We start from the raw sequence: 13,119 nt of genomic DNA on the forward strand, positions 1-13,119 counted from the left end.
TGGGATTATTCGCCAAACACCCGCTTGAAGATCGTGTCGACATGTTTGGTGTGATAGCCCATGTCGAATTTCTCGTTGATGCCGTCCTCGCCCAGGGCCGCAACCACCTCGGCATCCGCCAGCAGCAGCTCGCGGAAATCAAGGCGCTCTTCCCAGACCTTGAGCGCGTTGCGCTGGACCATGGAATAGGCGTCCTCGCGGCTCACACCCGCCTGGGTGAGCGCCAGCAGAACGCGCTGGGACATCACGAGGCCGGGGAACTTGTTCATGTTCTCAAGCATGTTTTCCGGGAACACCAGCATCTTGTCGATCACGCCCGCCAGACGGTGCAGCGCAAAATCGAGCGTCACGGTGGCGTCGGGGCCGATGCCACGCTCCACCGAGGAGTGCGAGATGTCACGCTCGTGCCAAAGCGCCACGTTCTCCATCGCCGGGATCACCGACATGCGCACCAGACGCGCAAGACCGGTGAGATTCTCGGTCAGGACCGGGTTTTTCTTGTGCGGCATCGCCGAGGAGCCTTTCTGGCCCATGGAGAAGAATTCCGCACCTTCCAGCACCTCGGTGCGCTGCATGTGGCGGATCTCAACCGCGATGTTCTCGATAGAGGAGGCAATTACGCCGAGGGTGGCAAAGAACATGGCGTGGCGGTCGCGGGGGATCACCTGCGTGGAAATCGGCTCCGGGTTGAGGCCCAGCTGTTCGCAGACATGTTCTTCGACGCGTGGGTCGATATTGGCAAAGGTGCCCACGGCGCCAGAGATCGCACCGGTGGCGATTTCCTCGCGTGCGGCGATCAGGCGTTTCTTGTTGCGGTCCATCTCGGCGTAGAAGCGCGCAAAGGTCAGGCCCATGGTGGTGGGCTCGGCGTGGATGCCGTGGCTGCGGCCAACGCGCACGGTGTCTTTGTGTTCCAGCGCGCGTTTTTTGAGCGCGTCCAGGAGCTTGTCCATGCCGACCATCAACAGGTCCGCAGCGCGCGTCAGCTGCACGTTGAAACAGGTATCAAGCACATCCGAAGAGGTCATGCCCTGATGCACAAAGCGCGCTTCTTCCGATCCGACATGCTCGGCCAGATGGGTCAGAAAGGCGATGACGTCATGTTTGGTTACGGCTTCGATCTCGTCGATGCGGGCGACGTCAAACTCGACATCTTTGGCTTTCCAGACCGCTTCGGCATTCTCGCGCGGGATCACGCCGAGGTTTGCCATGGCGTCGCAGGCGTGCGCCTCGATTTCGTACCAGATGCGGAACTTGGTCTCGGGAGACCAGACGGCAACCATATCGGGGCGGGCGTAGCGGGGGATCATGGGCAGCAGCACCTTTCAAAGACGGTGGAAGAGATGGCGCTCTCATAGACGAGCGATGCCGCGGCGGCAAGCGCCGCGCCGCAGCAGGGCCCGATCTGCCGTTGAAAACGTGCCTTAGACCTGGGTTTCCGGGAGCTCAAAGCTGGCTTTGTTCTCGCAATAGCTGGGGCAGGCCGAAAGATGATCATTCTCGGCTTGAAGCGCGCCACAGGCGACCTGCTCGTGGCATCCGGCGCAGCGCGTGACCATTTGCATCTGGCGGCGCGCTTCACGCTCTGGGTCGCGAGCCATGCGGGCGGCCTGATCTACACCGAGCCGCTGGCTCATTCCATTGACGAGATCGGCGCTGTGGCCGAGTTTGCGCATCAGTCCCATGGCGGGCATCCTCTTGTTGCTGGCTCCGGAGAGCCTAGCCGAGAGGACGCGCCGCACCTTGATGTCGATCAAATGGGATGTCGATCAAATGGAGGCGGTGTCGAGATCCTGCCCTTCGCGGGACATATCAGGCAGCTTGGGTGCATCTTCCAGCCGTGTTTCGACCCGAGAGCTCTGTTCAAGGGTGCGATGCACCGGACATTTGTCGGCAATCTCCAGAAGCTTGGCGCGCTGCTCCGCATCTAGATCTCCCTGCAGATGGATCACCCGCATGAAGCGATCGATCTTGGCAGGGCCAGAGGGGATGGCATCCTGCGCATGGACCTTGTCGTGGCAGACCTCGACGCTGATCCCCTCGAGGGGCCAGTCTTTGCGCCGGGCATACATCCGCAAGGTCATCGACGTGCAGGCCCCAAGGCCGGCGGCCACAAACCCATAGGGTGACAGGCCCCGGTTGGTGCCACCATAGGCTTCGGGCTCGTCGGCCAGCAGATGATGGTAGGGGCCGTTCTGCACATCCTGCAAGAACCCCTGCGGGTCCGCCTCGGTGACGCGGATGACACCCTCTGGGGCGCCGGGCGGCGGCGCGGGGGGCTTCATGTCCACATACCGCGTGGCCCAGGTGGCAATCATGTCTGCTGCATATTCGGCATCACAAGGATCGGTGATCAGGTGATCGGCATCATCAAGGGTGACAAAGCTCTTGGGGTGGCGCGCCGCACCAAAGATCTCGGCCGCGTTGTCGATCGAAACCGTGGCATCCCGCGGCGCATGCATCACAAGAAGTGCGGCCCTGAGGTCCGAGATCGCCTCTCCAAGTTCCGTCTGGCCGATGTCATCGACAAATTCCTTGCCGATCACAAAGGGCCGCCCGCCAAGGTTTACTTCGGCCCGGCCCGTGCGGTTGATTTCCTCCAGCGCATCCTCGAAATGATGCGCCACATGACCCGGATCAAAGGGCGCACCCAGCGTCACCACGCTTTTGACCGAGGGGATACCTGCCCGCGCGCGCAGCACCGCCGCACCGCCCAGCGAATGTCCGATCAGCATATCTGGCGCCATGTTGCGGCTGGCCAGATAGCGCGCAGCCGCAATCAGATCGGCGACATTGGAGGTGAAGCTGGTGTTTGCAAACTCGCCGCCCGAATGACCCAGCCCGGTGAAATCAAATCGCAGCACCGCGATCCCCATGGCGGACAGACGCGCGGCAATACGCCGGGCGGCGGGGATGTCTTTGGAGCAGGTAAAACAATGGGCAAAAAGGGCGGTGGCCAACACCGGCCCTTCGGGCAGGTCGAGGCGCGCGGCGAGGTCATGTCCGGCGTGGCCGGCAAAGCTGATGCGTTCGGTTGGCATGGGCGTCGCTTTCGAGGGTTGGGCTTTCTGGGCTGGCGAGGGTGGATTGACCTCTTTAAACTGCGACGATGGGGGAGCAACGGCAAGTCGGCGATGGCTCCCGTCACGGTAAGGTGAAGGAGCGTCACATGGGCGTGCAGGACATCGCGGCCCCGTCCGAAGCCATGGAGGCCCTCGCAGGTATCGGCCGCTTCGCGCCGCTGGATGCGCGCGATCGCGAGATGTGGGCGCGGCTTTCGGCCTTTTGCGCCGAGTTTGGCGCTGAAGACCCCGGCGCTTTTGGACGTGATCCGGGGATCGGTCATGTGACCGCTTCGGCCTTTGTGTTGTCTGCGGGTCTCGACGCGGTCCTCTTGACCCATCACGCCAAGCTCAACCGCTGGCTGCAGTTGGGCGGGCATTGCGATGGCATCGAGGACGCCTGTTTTGTCGCCACCAAAGAAGCCTATGAGGAAAGCGGTCTGCGCCGCATCCGCCTTCTCAGCCCCGAGGTGTTCGACGTCGATGTGCATGAAATCCCCGCTTCATCGAAAGAGCAGCAGCATCTTCATTACGATGTGCGGTTTCTTTTTGTTGCCGAGGCCGGCGATCCGGTGGCCAGCGCGGAATCTCATGCGCTGGCCTGGGTGCCGCTGAGCGCACTTTCAACAGAGCCCGAAAGCATTGCCGTACTGGCGCGCAAATGGCCCCTGTGGCATGCGCGGTTGGGCCTTTGATGCGGTTGCGCAGATGGGCACGGATGGGGCTCTGGGGAGGCTTGGCACTGAGCATGCTGGCGCTTTCTGGGGGCTACCTTGGTGCGCTGCATCCCCTTGGCGATAGTCTTGCGGTCTTTCGCGTGCCCTTCGCCGGGGGGGCGATCGTTTTTGCCTTCTTGCTGCGCCACGACGTGCGCGCGGCGCTGTTGGGTCTCTTGGCGAGTGTTGTGATGCTGGGGATGTGGCTTGGTCACTCCGGTGGGGGGCAGGATCTTACCGCGCCAGAGCTCACGCTCTATCAGCAGAACATGCTCTGGCGGAACGCAGGCAATGCGCGTCTTGTAGCGGCCATTCGGGACTCCGGTGCGGATCTGGTGACGCTGGAGGAGGTCTCGGACCAGAACCTGCCCATTCTTCAGAGCCTGCAGGCGGATTACCCGGTGCAGCATGTCTGCGCGTTTCGCAACGTTGGTCGGGTGGCAGTGCTGGCGCGCGGGCTGCGCGCGACCCAGCGGCTGACCTGCGCCGAAGACCTTGGACTGGCCGCCATGGAGGTCGAGGGACCGAAGGGGCGTTTCTGGGTGGCAGCCCTGCATCTGCCCTGGCCCTGGCCGCACGAGCAGGCCGCTCATGTGGAGCGCATTGTGGCGGAACTGACTGCGCTTGAGGGGCCAATGATCCTTGCCGGGGACTTCAACGCCGTGGCCTGGTCTCACACGGTGAAACGCATCGGCGCTGCGGGGGGCATGGCGCGGGTTGGTCCCTATGGGGCGACCTTTGAGCTGCCCCCGCTCGGCTACCCCATCGGGATCGACCATGTGCTTGCGCCCAAGGGCCTCGGCGTCATCGAAAGACAGCCCAAGCTGGCGTCGGATCATCACGGGCTTCTGGCCCGCCTGCCATGGCCGGAGGCGCAGGACTGAAGCACGTGAGCCTTGCGGTCACTCCTGTCCCATCAGCGCCGGGTCAAAGGGGTAGGTGGTCAGGTTCTCATATCCATCCTCGGTGATCAGCACCTGATCTTCGAGCTTGATGGAAAAATCCCCTCCCACTTCGCCCACCAGCGCCTCTACGCAGAGCACCATGCCCGGCTCCAGCGGGTAGTCATAGGCGCCCTCCACCGCGTGATCCGGATAGGCCACAAGGGGCCACTCATCACAGAGCCCAACCCCATGCATCAGGCAGCCGTATTTCTGCGCCTGATACTTGGCATCAAGCACATGGGTGCCTGCGCTGAGCTCGGGGATCATCACGCCGGGTTTGAGCATCTCCATATTGGTCATGATGTGCTCATGGGCGTGCTGCATCGCATAGATCATGTCCGGGCGCGGTTTCTGATCCCCGATCCACCAGCTGCGCGAGATGTCGACGCAGATCCCGTAGCTGCCCACAAGGTCGGTATCAAACGAGATGATCTCGTTGCGCTGCGTGATCCGGGGGCCGCATTCCTGAAACCACGGGTTGGTGCGCGGTCCAGAGGCCAAGAGCCGCGTCTCGATCCACTCGCCGCCGCGACGGATGTTCTCGGCATGGAGCACCGCCCAGATATCATCCTCTGATGTCGTGCCGTCGCCCACATTCAGCCGTGCGAAATCCTCCATCGCGCGTACAGCCGTCTCGCAGGCATGTGAGGCACAGCGCATGGCGAGGATCTCGTCCACACCCTTGATGGCGCGCGCCTTCTCGGTGACTTCTTCGCCTTCCATGATCTCAAAGCCCTGCGCTTCGAGCGCGCGCAGCCCGTGGAGCATGATCTTGTCCACCGCGAGGCGCCTGTTGCCACCGCCATGCTCTGCAATCAGGTCCCGGATTTCATTGGAGAGCGCATCCGCTGCCACGTCCACCTTGTCGCCACGATCAAAATAAAACAGATCCGCGCCCGAGCGCTGTTCGCGCACCAAGGGGTTGAACGTCGAAAGAAACGGTGAATTCTTGTAGTCCCACATCACCATGTAGCCGTCCGCACACAACAGCAGGGCGCGAAACGGATTGTGCGTGTTCCAGAGCTGCATGTTGGTGCTGTCGGTGGCATAGCGGATGTTGAGCGGGTCAAACATCAACAGCCCGCCATAGTCCCGGTCGACAATCGCCTGCGTCAATCGCTGCCAGCGATAGCTCCGCATTGCCTCAAGGTTGGGCAGGCTGAGCCCCGCCGCCGTCCATTCCGCAAACGCCAGTTGCGTGGGGCCGATCTCGATGCGGTCATTGTCGTTGGGGGTGCCGTCGCCAAGCACAGCGCCTCGGCTGGGGTCGATCTTGCGACGATCGCGAAAATGTTCGTTCATCTGCACCTCCCTGCGGTCTCAGCTGTGGTCTCAGCGTTAGCCTGCAGGGCGCTGGGCGGGCGGGCGTTCCCAAATGCGACCTCGAAGGGGGGCATTTTGGCGAATTTGGATGGAAAATGCCGGTGGTACCCCTGAAACTGTCCAGAACTGTACAGTGGTAGACAGATTTGGTCGGGCTGCTATGGCTATGCGATGACTGAGATTCTCCACCGCACCCTGCCATATAATCCGATGACACCGCGCCCGCTGCCCGGTATTGAGCCGCTTGCGCCCGAGGACTGGCTGCGCTTTGACGAGGGGTTTGCCCCCCAGATGCAGGAGCGCACGCGTCTGTTGCGCGATCATGCGGATGCAGTGCTGGCAATGGCCCCCGAGGCGGAGCCTGCCGCACAGGAGCTGCTCGATCATGTGCTTGCAGCGCGCTATGGCGCGGGGCGACAGGTGCAGCGGATCACGCGCCCGGATGGGATTGAGGTGGCACTCAATCGTGCCGCCCCGATGGAGACCCTGGGCCACATCGCGCAGCAGGATTTCTGTATTCTTGAAAAGCCCGAAGGCAGCACCGAGCATATCCTGACAGCCGCGGTTTTGTGTTTTCCCGCCAGTTGGACTCTCTCGGAGAAGGTCATGAAACCACTGCTGGCGATCCACGCTCCGGTGCAGGACTATGACAGCGGGATTGCACGGCGGGTGCAGCGATTGTTTGACGGTGTGCAGGCGGGGCGGCCGCTCTGGCGCTTTAATGCACTGTGGTATGCGGATCCGAGCCTGCATCAGCCACGTTTGGAACAGGATCCACGCCCAACGTCGACGCCAGAGACCCGCGCCTATCTGCGCAGCGAATTGCAGTCTATTTATCGGCTGCCCCAGACCAGAGCGGTGGTGTTCTCGATCCACACGCAGGTGCTTGCCCGCGCGGATGTGCTAGGCCAGTGGGGAGACGAGAAAACCCCGCAATAGACTGATATTGCGGGGCTTATATGTTCGTTTTTGCGCGTCAGTTGACGGCGGCGTTCAAAAGAACCGTTGATTCAAGGAACACCAGCACCGCAAGCAGGGCCATCATCTGCACACTGAAACGCATGTCGCCGCCGCGAATGAAATTGACTGCCGCCGCCGTGATGCCAAGCGGGAGCGAGAACAGTGCCATGATTGCTGTCAGCACCCAGGCGCTGGCCTTGTTGGGGGTGCAATTTTCGAGCGAGAGCGCCCCGGAGACCTTCTTGTAAGTCGCAGAGAGATCCTTCTGGGCAGGGGCCCGCCGCTCGATGACCCGGTCGCAGGCCAGGGACAGGCTGCCAAAGGTCTCATCTACCGGCGCAAACCGTGCAGCGCCTTTGGGGCATTGCGGTGCTTCGCGCGCGTCCTGCTCTGCATCGGCATTGCGCGCAGCGTAGCTGTCAAAGGCCATCACTGGCGCCATGACGGGCGTCGCCGCAGGCCGGGCGTCCCCAATCGGGGTGGCGCTTTGGTCGTCGATGGGCAGTTGGATGTCGCAGGCCAGATCGACCCCGTCGAGGGGAGCGGTCTGCTCTTCTGATTGCGTCTCGGGCGCAAAGGCTGCCAGAAACGCGTCGCGATCCAGCATGATCCCGGTCTCCAGCCATTCTACCGTGGTTGCATCAAGCTCGGCCAGAAGGCTCTGCAGGGTGCGCGCCAGGATCATCTCGGTAAGCTCCGCATCCACATGATCGGGAAAGCGGGGCGTCAGGATCAGGTCCAGGTGGCTGCGGCAGGGGTTCCCGTCGCTTTGGCGCATTGGGTGTGGGCTGCGGCGATGGCGGATGTCGACGATATAGTGGTCACATTCCAGCCGGATGCGATGCGCCCTTTTGGTGTGAAACTGATCCACCTCATGCCCAAATTCTTCGAGCGTTTGAACAACAAGCACCGAGGCCTTTGACAGCGCCGCTTCGTCCCGCTCTCCAAACCCGAGCTTGCCGCGATAGGCCGAGGTCTGCACATTCTGTGTTGTCTGATCGAGCACCGTGAAATCCTCCATCGGTTGTGGTCCAACCCAAGGTAGATTCCGAAAACGTAGAAATTTGGGCGGGAACGACAGATATATCGTCGTAAAATTCCAAGGTGCCCGTCGCTCGTCGGTTTGGCGTAAGTTACTATAAATAATAAATATATTTCGCGGAGGTTTTGCGCGGGCGGGCAAATGCGGCAGGAACTGGACCTCTGACAGCCACATTGATGCCCAAGCCCTTACAATCTGGCGACCTCGTCGTTGATTGTTCTTAACGCCCGGATCTCAGGCTCAGGAGCCGTCGATCTGCCGGCCCATGATGGCGAGGGACTGCTGGTACACGGTGGCGGCATTCCATTGTTTGAGCACTTTGTAGTTGGGCTCGCCCTGCTGATAGCCTTTGCCCGGCCGCCAGCCTTTTTGACGCAGGAAATGCGCGGTAGAGGCGAGTGCGTCGCCCATGTCGTAGAAATCCACCCGCCCGTCGCGGTTCCAGTCCTGACCATATTTCAGTGCGTTGCCTGGCAGAAACTGCGTGTGGCCCAGCTCCCCGTGTTTCGCACCTTTGGTGGCCATGGAGATCGCACCCTGATCCACGAGCTTGAGCGCGCCGATGGCGTGGGGTTCAAAAAACTCCGAGCGGCGGCAGTCATAGGTGAGGGTCACAATCGACGACACCACCTGACTGTCGCCCATATAATTGCCAAAGGCGGTCTCCATGCCATGAATGGCGATCAACAGCCCCGCCGGCACGCCATATTTGCGCTCAAGCGCGGCAAAGAACTCTGCATTGCGGGCCTTATGACGGCGGCCCTGTGCCACGATGGTTGTCGCGCCGCGCACCTGCATGAACTTCTCAAGACTATAGCGAAAGCTCTTCTGATTGCGGTCGGCGGCGATGGTGCCGGTGGCATATCGGGTTTGCGCCAGCGCGTTGAGCCCGGCCTGACGGACCCCGGCCCGTTTGGCCGTGCGCGCAAAATCGGCCTTCCAGGCTTCAAACCCCGCGGCGGTGTTGCCACAACTCGCGGCGCGCACGACCTCGGGGGTGGCAACGGCAAGGCAGGTCACAAGACCAAGGGCGGCGAGACGGGAAAACAGCATGAAAGACCCTCATTGGAAATGGCGCGGATAGGATCAACCTACGCGCCGGAGCCTCTGTTTTCATCTCTTATTTGCGGGGAGCTTTTGTCAGGCGGCGCCATCCTGCGTTTCAAGCGCTAGCCCATCGGCCACTGCGGTGAGGGCGCGCTCGGTCTCGATCTCGGCGGTGGGGCAGAGGTCCTGAAGGGCGGCGCGCACCGCCATCAGCAAGGCCGAACCCCCAACCATGACACACCGCGTGACCGCCTCTGGCGCCACATCGGCCAGCCGGAGTGTCTCCTTGGCCTCATCCTGGATCTCGCGCACCATCTGCGCCAGCGACGCTTCCAGCGCGGCGCGGGGCAGGGCGGCAGAAAGACCGCGTTCGATCAGGCGCAGGTCGATCTGGGCGCCCGCGTCGTCGCTGCCATTGGCACGGATTTTCCCGGCCTCCGTTGCAAAGGCCAGATCATGCCCCAGTTCGTCTTCGAGCACCTGCACCAGACGGTTGAGCGTGGTGGGGTCTTCGGCGTTCTGCGCCAGATCCCGCGCGGCGCGGCGAGTGTCGAGACCATAGAGAAAGGGGATCATCTGCCATGTGGCAAGATCGTTGAAGATCCGATTGGGGGCGGGCAGGCTGCCCTCACCAAAGCTGTTGCGGATCATCGCCCCGCGCCCCAGATGCGGCATCACATGGTCGATGCTGATCTGGCGGTCAAAATCGGTGCCCCCCAACCGCAGGCCATGGCTGGCCAGAATACGCGTCCCGCCCGTCGCATCTTGTTCAAAGCAGGTGAAATCCGAGGTGCCGCCGCCGATGTCCACCACAAGGCCGATGCCCGGATGCGGGCGCGCCGCGCGCAAGGCGGCTTCGGGCTCATACATAAAGGTCACATCCTGAAATCCGGCCTTCTTGTAGCAATGGCGCAGGTCTTCTTCGGCGCGGGCGTTGCGGGTCTCATCCTTGGAGTGAAACTTTACCGGCCGCCCCGAGAGCGCATGGGTGAATTCCATCCGGGTTGCAGTTTCGGCGCGGGTTTTCACCTCGCGCAGGAAATGCGCGATCACATCGGTGAAATCCATCGTCACACCACCGAGGCGACGTTTTTCATAAAGGAGCGATGTGCCAAGCAGGCTTTTCAATGCGCGCATGAAGCGGCCCTCTTCGCCCTCAATGAGCGCGCGGGTCGCGCTGCGCCCGATGCGCATCTTCTTGCTGTCGCTGTCAAAGAACACCGCCGTGGGCAGCGTTGTCTCGCCCGGTTCAAGTTCCACCAGCCAGGGCCGCCCCGCCACCGCAAGTCCCGCAGCAGAATTTGAGGTGCCAAAGTCTATGCCAAGCGTGTTGGGGGACATAGCAGGGGAGTTCATTGCGCGGGCTCCTGTCGGGCGATGGAACGCACCTTCCTATGGGAGACAGCATAGGGCTTCAAGAGAAGAACTCCGAACTGGATTGGGGCGATTGTATTGGGGGCTTCAAGCTCTTGTTTAGGGTGAGTGAGCCAGTAAGGTGCCGTAGATTGGGGAGAAATTTCATGACTATTAAACCGGCCCAACGTTTTTTATCGATCGCATGCTGCGTGATGCTTGCGGCCTGCGGCGAGGTGCCTGCGAGCAATCAACTGCAATTCGACAATGATGGGAATGGCCGGTTCAGTGGCAGCGCGGGGTCCGACTGGACGTCTCAGGAAGTCGAAACCCAGCTTTCCGGGCTTGTATGTGGCAATGGCTCGATTGCGGACTTCAACGTCAGTGTCTTGCCCTCGGCGCCCGATTATAAGGTTTTTTCAGGGCGCTGCGCCGCAGGCGTGGTGACAGATTCGAGCACTATGCAGAACCAGCTTGTGTCGAGGCCGGCAGGGGCTTCGGGTGTCGTGCCAATTCAGAATAGGCCAGTTCCTAATGCACCTGCCCAGAATGCGACCTCGGCCCCTGTGCCGGTTCCCACGGCAGGAAACAGGGGCGGCTGGGACGGCTCGACGCCATTCGTGGACTGACCCGGCTTGCACCCTTTGGCCTGGCGCGTCTTGCGGGCGCAACATGTCAGTGAGACGAGGATCGAGCTGAAAACCCCGGCTGCCAGAGCATAGAAAAAGGGCGCCCAGATGGGGCGCCCTTTCCATATCAGTCCAATCTCGAGAGATCAGCAGCTGTAGTACATCTGGTATTCGACCGGATGCGGGGTGTGCTCGTAGGTTTCCACCTCTTCCATCTTGAGGGCGATGTAGCCTTCGATCTGGTCTTTGGTGAACACGTCGCCCTGCAGCAGGAAGTCGTGGTCGGCCGCGAGCGACTCGAGCGCTTCGCGCAGGGAGCCACAGACGGTCGGGATGTCGGCCAGCTCTTCTGCGGGCAGGTCATAGAGGTTCTTATCCATGGCTTCGCCCGGATCGATCTTGTTCTTGATGCCGTCAAGACCGGCCATCAGGAGCGCTGCAAACGCCAGGTAGGGGTTTGCCGCCGGATCGGGGAAGCGGGCCTCGACGCGCTTTGCCTTCGGGGATTCGGTCCACGGAATACGCACGCAGCCGGAACGGTTACGAGCGGAATACGCGCGCAGAACGGGGGCTTCAAAGCCCGGGATCAGACGCTTGTAGGAGTTGGTGGACGGGTTGGTGAAAGCATTCAGGGTTTTTGCATGCTTCAGGATACCACCGATGAAGTACAGCGCTTCCTGCGACAGGTCCGCATATTTGTCGCCTGCAAAGAGCGGCTTGCCGTCTTTCCAGATGGACATGTTGACGTGCATGCCGGTTCCGTTGTCGCCTGCGATCGGCTTGGGCATGAAGGTCGCGGATTTGCCATAGGCGTGGGCCACGTTGTGGATCACGTATTTGTACTTCTGCAGCTCGTCGGCCTGTTTGGTCAGGCTGTCAAAGATCAGACCCAGCTCGTGCTGACAGGACGCAACCTCGTGGTGGTGCTTGTCCACTTTCATGCCCAGACGCTTCATGGTGGAGAGCATCTCGGAGCGCAGGTCCTGGGACTCGTCGACCGGGTTTACCGGGAAGTAGCCGCCTTTGACGCCCGGGCGGTGGCCCATGTTGCCGGTTTCATACTCAGCATCGGTGTTCCAGGAGGCGTCGGTTGCATCGACCTCGTAGGACACTTTGTTGATGGAGTTGGAGAAACGCACATCGTCAAACAGGAAGAATTCTGCTTCGGGGCCCATGTAGGCGACGTCACCGATGCCGGAGGCCTTGAGGTAGGCTTCTGCTTTTTCGGCAGTGCCGCGCGGGTCGCGCTCATAGGCTTCGCCGGTGTCGGGCTCGACCACGGAGCAGTGAATGCAGATGGTCTTTTCGGCATAGAAGGGGTCGACATAGGCGGATTCGGTGTCGGGGATCAGCTTCATGTCGGAGGCTTCAATGGATTTCCAGCCTGCGATGGAAGAGCCGTCGAACATGAAGCCCTCGTCGAGGAAGTCCTCGTCGACCTGATCCGACATCAGGGTGACGTGCTGGAGCTTGCCGCGCGGGTCGGTGAAGCGGATGTCGACATATTCTGCCTCTTCATCCTTGATCAGCTTGAGAACAGCATCTTTGCTCATTTGAAGTTATTCCTCCGTGAGAAACTTGGGTGTTTCGGGGTGTTCATTGTTGCCCGGCGGCACGGGGTCGCGCGCAGGGCAGACCTCTTAAAGGGCGTCAGAGCCGGCTTCACCGGTCCGAATGCGGATGGCCTGTTCAACCGGGCTGACAAAAATCTTGCCATCGCCGATCTTGTCGGTCTTGGCCGCTGCCACGATCGCCTCGATGGCGGCGTCCACCTGATCGTCGTCGAGCACCACTTCGATTTTTACCTTGGGCAGAAAGTCCACGACATATTCTGCTCCGCGATAAAGCTCGGTATGGCCTTTTTGACGACCAAAGCCCTTAACCTCGATGACAGAGAGACCCTGAACGCCGACGTCCTGCAGCGCTTCTTTCACCTCGTCGAGCTTGAACGGCTTGATGATGGCTTCGATCTTTTTCATGTCGGGGCTCCTCGCAACCTTGTCGAATGTGGTCAGATCATTTTCAACTGAGCGCCACAATCCG

Annotated in this window: 13 protein-coding genes; 4 read left to right on the plus strand and 9 right to left on the minus strand. The window is 61.2% G+C overall.

What is annotated here, in order from left to right:
• Positions 1-5: 5 nt before the first annotated feature.
• The 3 genes from purB to ACZ1HH_RS04965 form a co-directional block, all read right to left on the minus strand.
• A complete protein-coding gene (gene purB / locus ACZ1HH_RS04955; RefSeq protein WP_011538354.1) occupies positions 6-1,310 on the minus strand; it encodes an adenylosuccinate lyase in 1,305 nt (434 codons plus the stop codon).
• Between the two features lie 114 nt (positions 1,311-1,424).
• Positions 1,425-1,685 (minus strand): DUF6455 family protein, encoded by a 261-nt coding sequence (locus ACZ1HH_RS04960; protein ID WP_472636029.1) that lies wholly within the window; start codon positions 1,683-1,685, stop codon positions 1,425-1,427.
• Positions 1,686-1,769: 84 nt separating this feature from the next.
• Entirely contained in the window at positions 1,770-3,041 is a 1,272-nt protein-coding gene (locus tag ACZ1HH_RS04965) for a bifunctional alpha/beta hydrolase/OsmC family protein (RefSeq protein ID WP_472636030.1), read from the minus strand.
• 128 nt (positions 3,042-3,169) lie between these two features.
• Between ACZ1HH_RS04965 and ACZ1HH_RS04970 the strand changes: the two genes are divergently transcribed.
• Together ACZ1HH_RS04970 and ACZ1HH_RS04975 are read left to right on the plus strand one after the other, a co-directional pair.
• Complete coding sequence (locus ACZ1HH_RS04970) at positions 3,170-3,757, plus strand: NUDIX hydrolase (protein ID WP_472636031.1); 588 nt, start codon at positions 3,170-3,172, stop codon at positions 3,755-3,757.
• Positions 3,758-3,810: 53 nt separating this feature from the next.
• Positions 3,811-4,662, plus strand: a complete 852-nt coding sequence (locus ACZ1HH_RS04975; RefSeq protein WP_472636032.1) for an endonuclease/exonuclease/phosphatase family protein — start codon at positions 3,811-3,813, stop codon at positions 4,660-4,662.
• A gap of 18 nt (positions 4,663-4,680) precedes the next feature.
• On the opposite strand, the gene dddP is transcribed toward ACZ1HH_RS04975, so the two are convergent.
• Complete coding sequence (dddP, locus tag ACZ1HH_RS04980) at positions 4,681-6,024, minus strand: dimethylsulfonioproprionate lyase DddP (protein WP_472636033.1); 1,344 nt, start codon at positions 6,022-6,024, stop codon at positions 4,681-4,683.
• Positions 6,025-6,216: 192 nt separating this feature from the next.
• Here dddP and ACZ1HH_RS04985 point away from each other — a divergent pair, with 192 nt between their 5' ends.
• On the plus strand, positions 6,217-6,984 hold the full coding sequence (locus ACZ1HH_RS04985; protein WP_472636034.1) for a heme-dependent oxidative N-demethylase family protein: 768 nt from the start codon (positions 6,217-6,219) through the stop codon (positions 6,982-6,984).
• 37 nt (positions 6,985-7,021) lie between these two features.
• Here ACZ1HH_RS04985 and ACZ1HH_RS04990 read toward each other — a convergent pair whose 3' ends face one another.
• The 3 genes from ACZ1HH_RS04990 to ACZ1HH_RS05000 form a co-directional block, all read right to left on the minus strand.
• A complete protein-coding gene (locus ACZ1HH_RS04990) occupies positions 7,022-8,026 on the minus strand; it encodes a hypothetical protein (protein WP_472636035.1) in 1,005 nt (334 codons plus the stop codon).
• A gap of 261 nt (positions 8,027-8,287) precedes the next feature.
• Positions 8,288-9,100, minus strand: a complete 813-nt coding sequence (locus ACZ1HH_RS04995; protein ID WP_011538362.1) for a lytic murein transglycosylase — start codon at positions 9,098-9,100, stop codon at positions 8,288-8,290.
• Between the two features lie 87 nt (positions 9,101-9,187).
• A complete protein-coding gene (locus ACZ1HH_RS05000; RefSeq protein WP_011538363.1) occupies positions 9,188-10,450 on the minus strand; it encodes an Hsp70 family protein in 1,263 nt (420 codons plus the stop codon).
• Between the two features lie 164 nt (positions 10,451-10,614).
• Here ACZ1HH_RS05000 and ACZ1HH_RS05005 point away from each other — a divergent pair, with 164 nt between their 5' ends.
• A complete protein-coding gene (locus tag ACZ1HH_RS05005) occupies positions 10,615-11,076 on the plus strand; it encodes a hypothetical protein (RefSeq protein WP_044027069.1) in 462 nt (153 codons plus the stop codon).
• A gap of 146 nt (positions 11,077-11,222) precedes the next feature.
• On the opposite strand, the gene glnA is transcribed toward ACZ1HH_RS05005, so the two are convergent.
• Positions 11,223-12,629 (minus strand): type I glutamate--ammonia ligase, encoded by a 1,407-nt coding sequence (glnA, locus tag ACZ1HH_RS05010; RefSeq protein ID WP_011538365.1) that lies wholly within the window; start codon positions 12,627-12,629, stop codon positions 11,223-11,225.
• 87 nt (positions 12,630-12,716) lie between these two features.
• Positions 12,717-13,055, minus strand: coding sequence for a P-II family nitrogen regulator (locus ACZ1HH_RS05015; RefSeq protein ID WP_011538366.1), 339 nt, complete (start codon positions 13,053-13,055; stop codon positions 12,717-12,719).
• Positions 13,056-13,119 lie beyond the last annotated feature (64 nt).

This window comes from Epibacterium sp. HA2-3, from assembly GCF_055693725.2.

Excerpts from the sequence above, each read along its gene's own strand:
- ACZ1HH_RS04985 (WP_472636034.1), top strand. The coding sequence starts at position 6,217 with ATGACTGAGATTCTCCACCGCACCCTGCCATATAATCCGATGACACCG.
- dddP (WP_472636033.1), bottom strand. The coding sequence starts at position 6,024 with ATGAACGAACATTTTCGCGATCGTCGCAAGATCGACCCCAGCCGAGGC.
- glnA (WP_011538365.1), bottom strand. The coding sequence starts at position 12,629 with ATGAGCAAAGATGCTGTTCTCAAGCTGATCAAGGATGAAGAGGCAGAA.
- ACZ1HH_RS04975 (WP_472636032.1), top strand. The coding sequence starts at position 3,811 with ATGCTGGCGCTTTCTGGGGGCTACCTTGGTGCGCTGCATCCCCTTGGC.
- purB (WP_011538354.1), bottom strand. The coding sequence starts at position 1,310 with ATGATCCCCCGCTACGCCCGCCCCGATATGGTTGCCGTCTGGTCTCCC.
- ACZ1HH_RS04970 (WP_472636031.1), top strand. The coding sequence starts at position 3,170 with ATGGGCGTGCAGGACATCGCGGCCCCGTCCGAAGCCATGGAGGCCCTC.
- ACZ1HH_RS04960 (WP_472636029.1), bottom strand. The coding sequence starts at position 1,685 with ATGGGACTGATGCGCAAACTCGGCCACAGCGCCGATCTCGTCAATGGA.
- ACZ1HH_RS04965 (WP_472636030.1), bottom strand. The coding sequence starts at position 3,041 with ATGCCAACCGAACGCATCAGCTTTGCCGGCCACGCCGGACATGACCTC.
- ACZ1HH_RS05000 (WP_011538363.1), bottom strand. The coding sequence starts at position 10,450 with ATGAACTCCCCTGCTATGTCCCCCAACACGCTTGGCATAGACTTTGGC.
- ACZ1HH_RS04995 (WP_011538362.1), bottom strand. The coding sequence starts at position 9,100 with ATGCTGTTTTCCCGTCTCGCCGCCCTTGGTCTTGTGACCTGCCTTGCC.
- ACZ1HH_RS05015 (WP_011538366.1), bottom strand. The coding sequence starts at position 13,055 with ATGAAAAAGATCGAAGCCATCATCAAGCCGTTCAAGCTCGACGAGGTG.
- ACZ1HH_RS04990 (WP_472636035.1), bottom strand. The coding sequence starts at position 8,026 with ATGGAGGATTTCACGGTGCTCGATCAGACAACACAGAATGTGCAGACC.
- ACZ1HH_RS05005 (WP_044027069.1), top strand. The coding sequence starts at position 10,615 with ATGACTATTAAACCGGCCCAACGTTTTTTATCGATCGCATGCTGCGTG.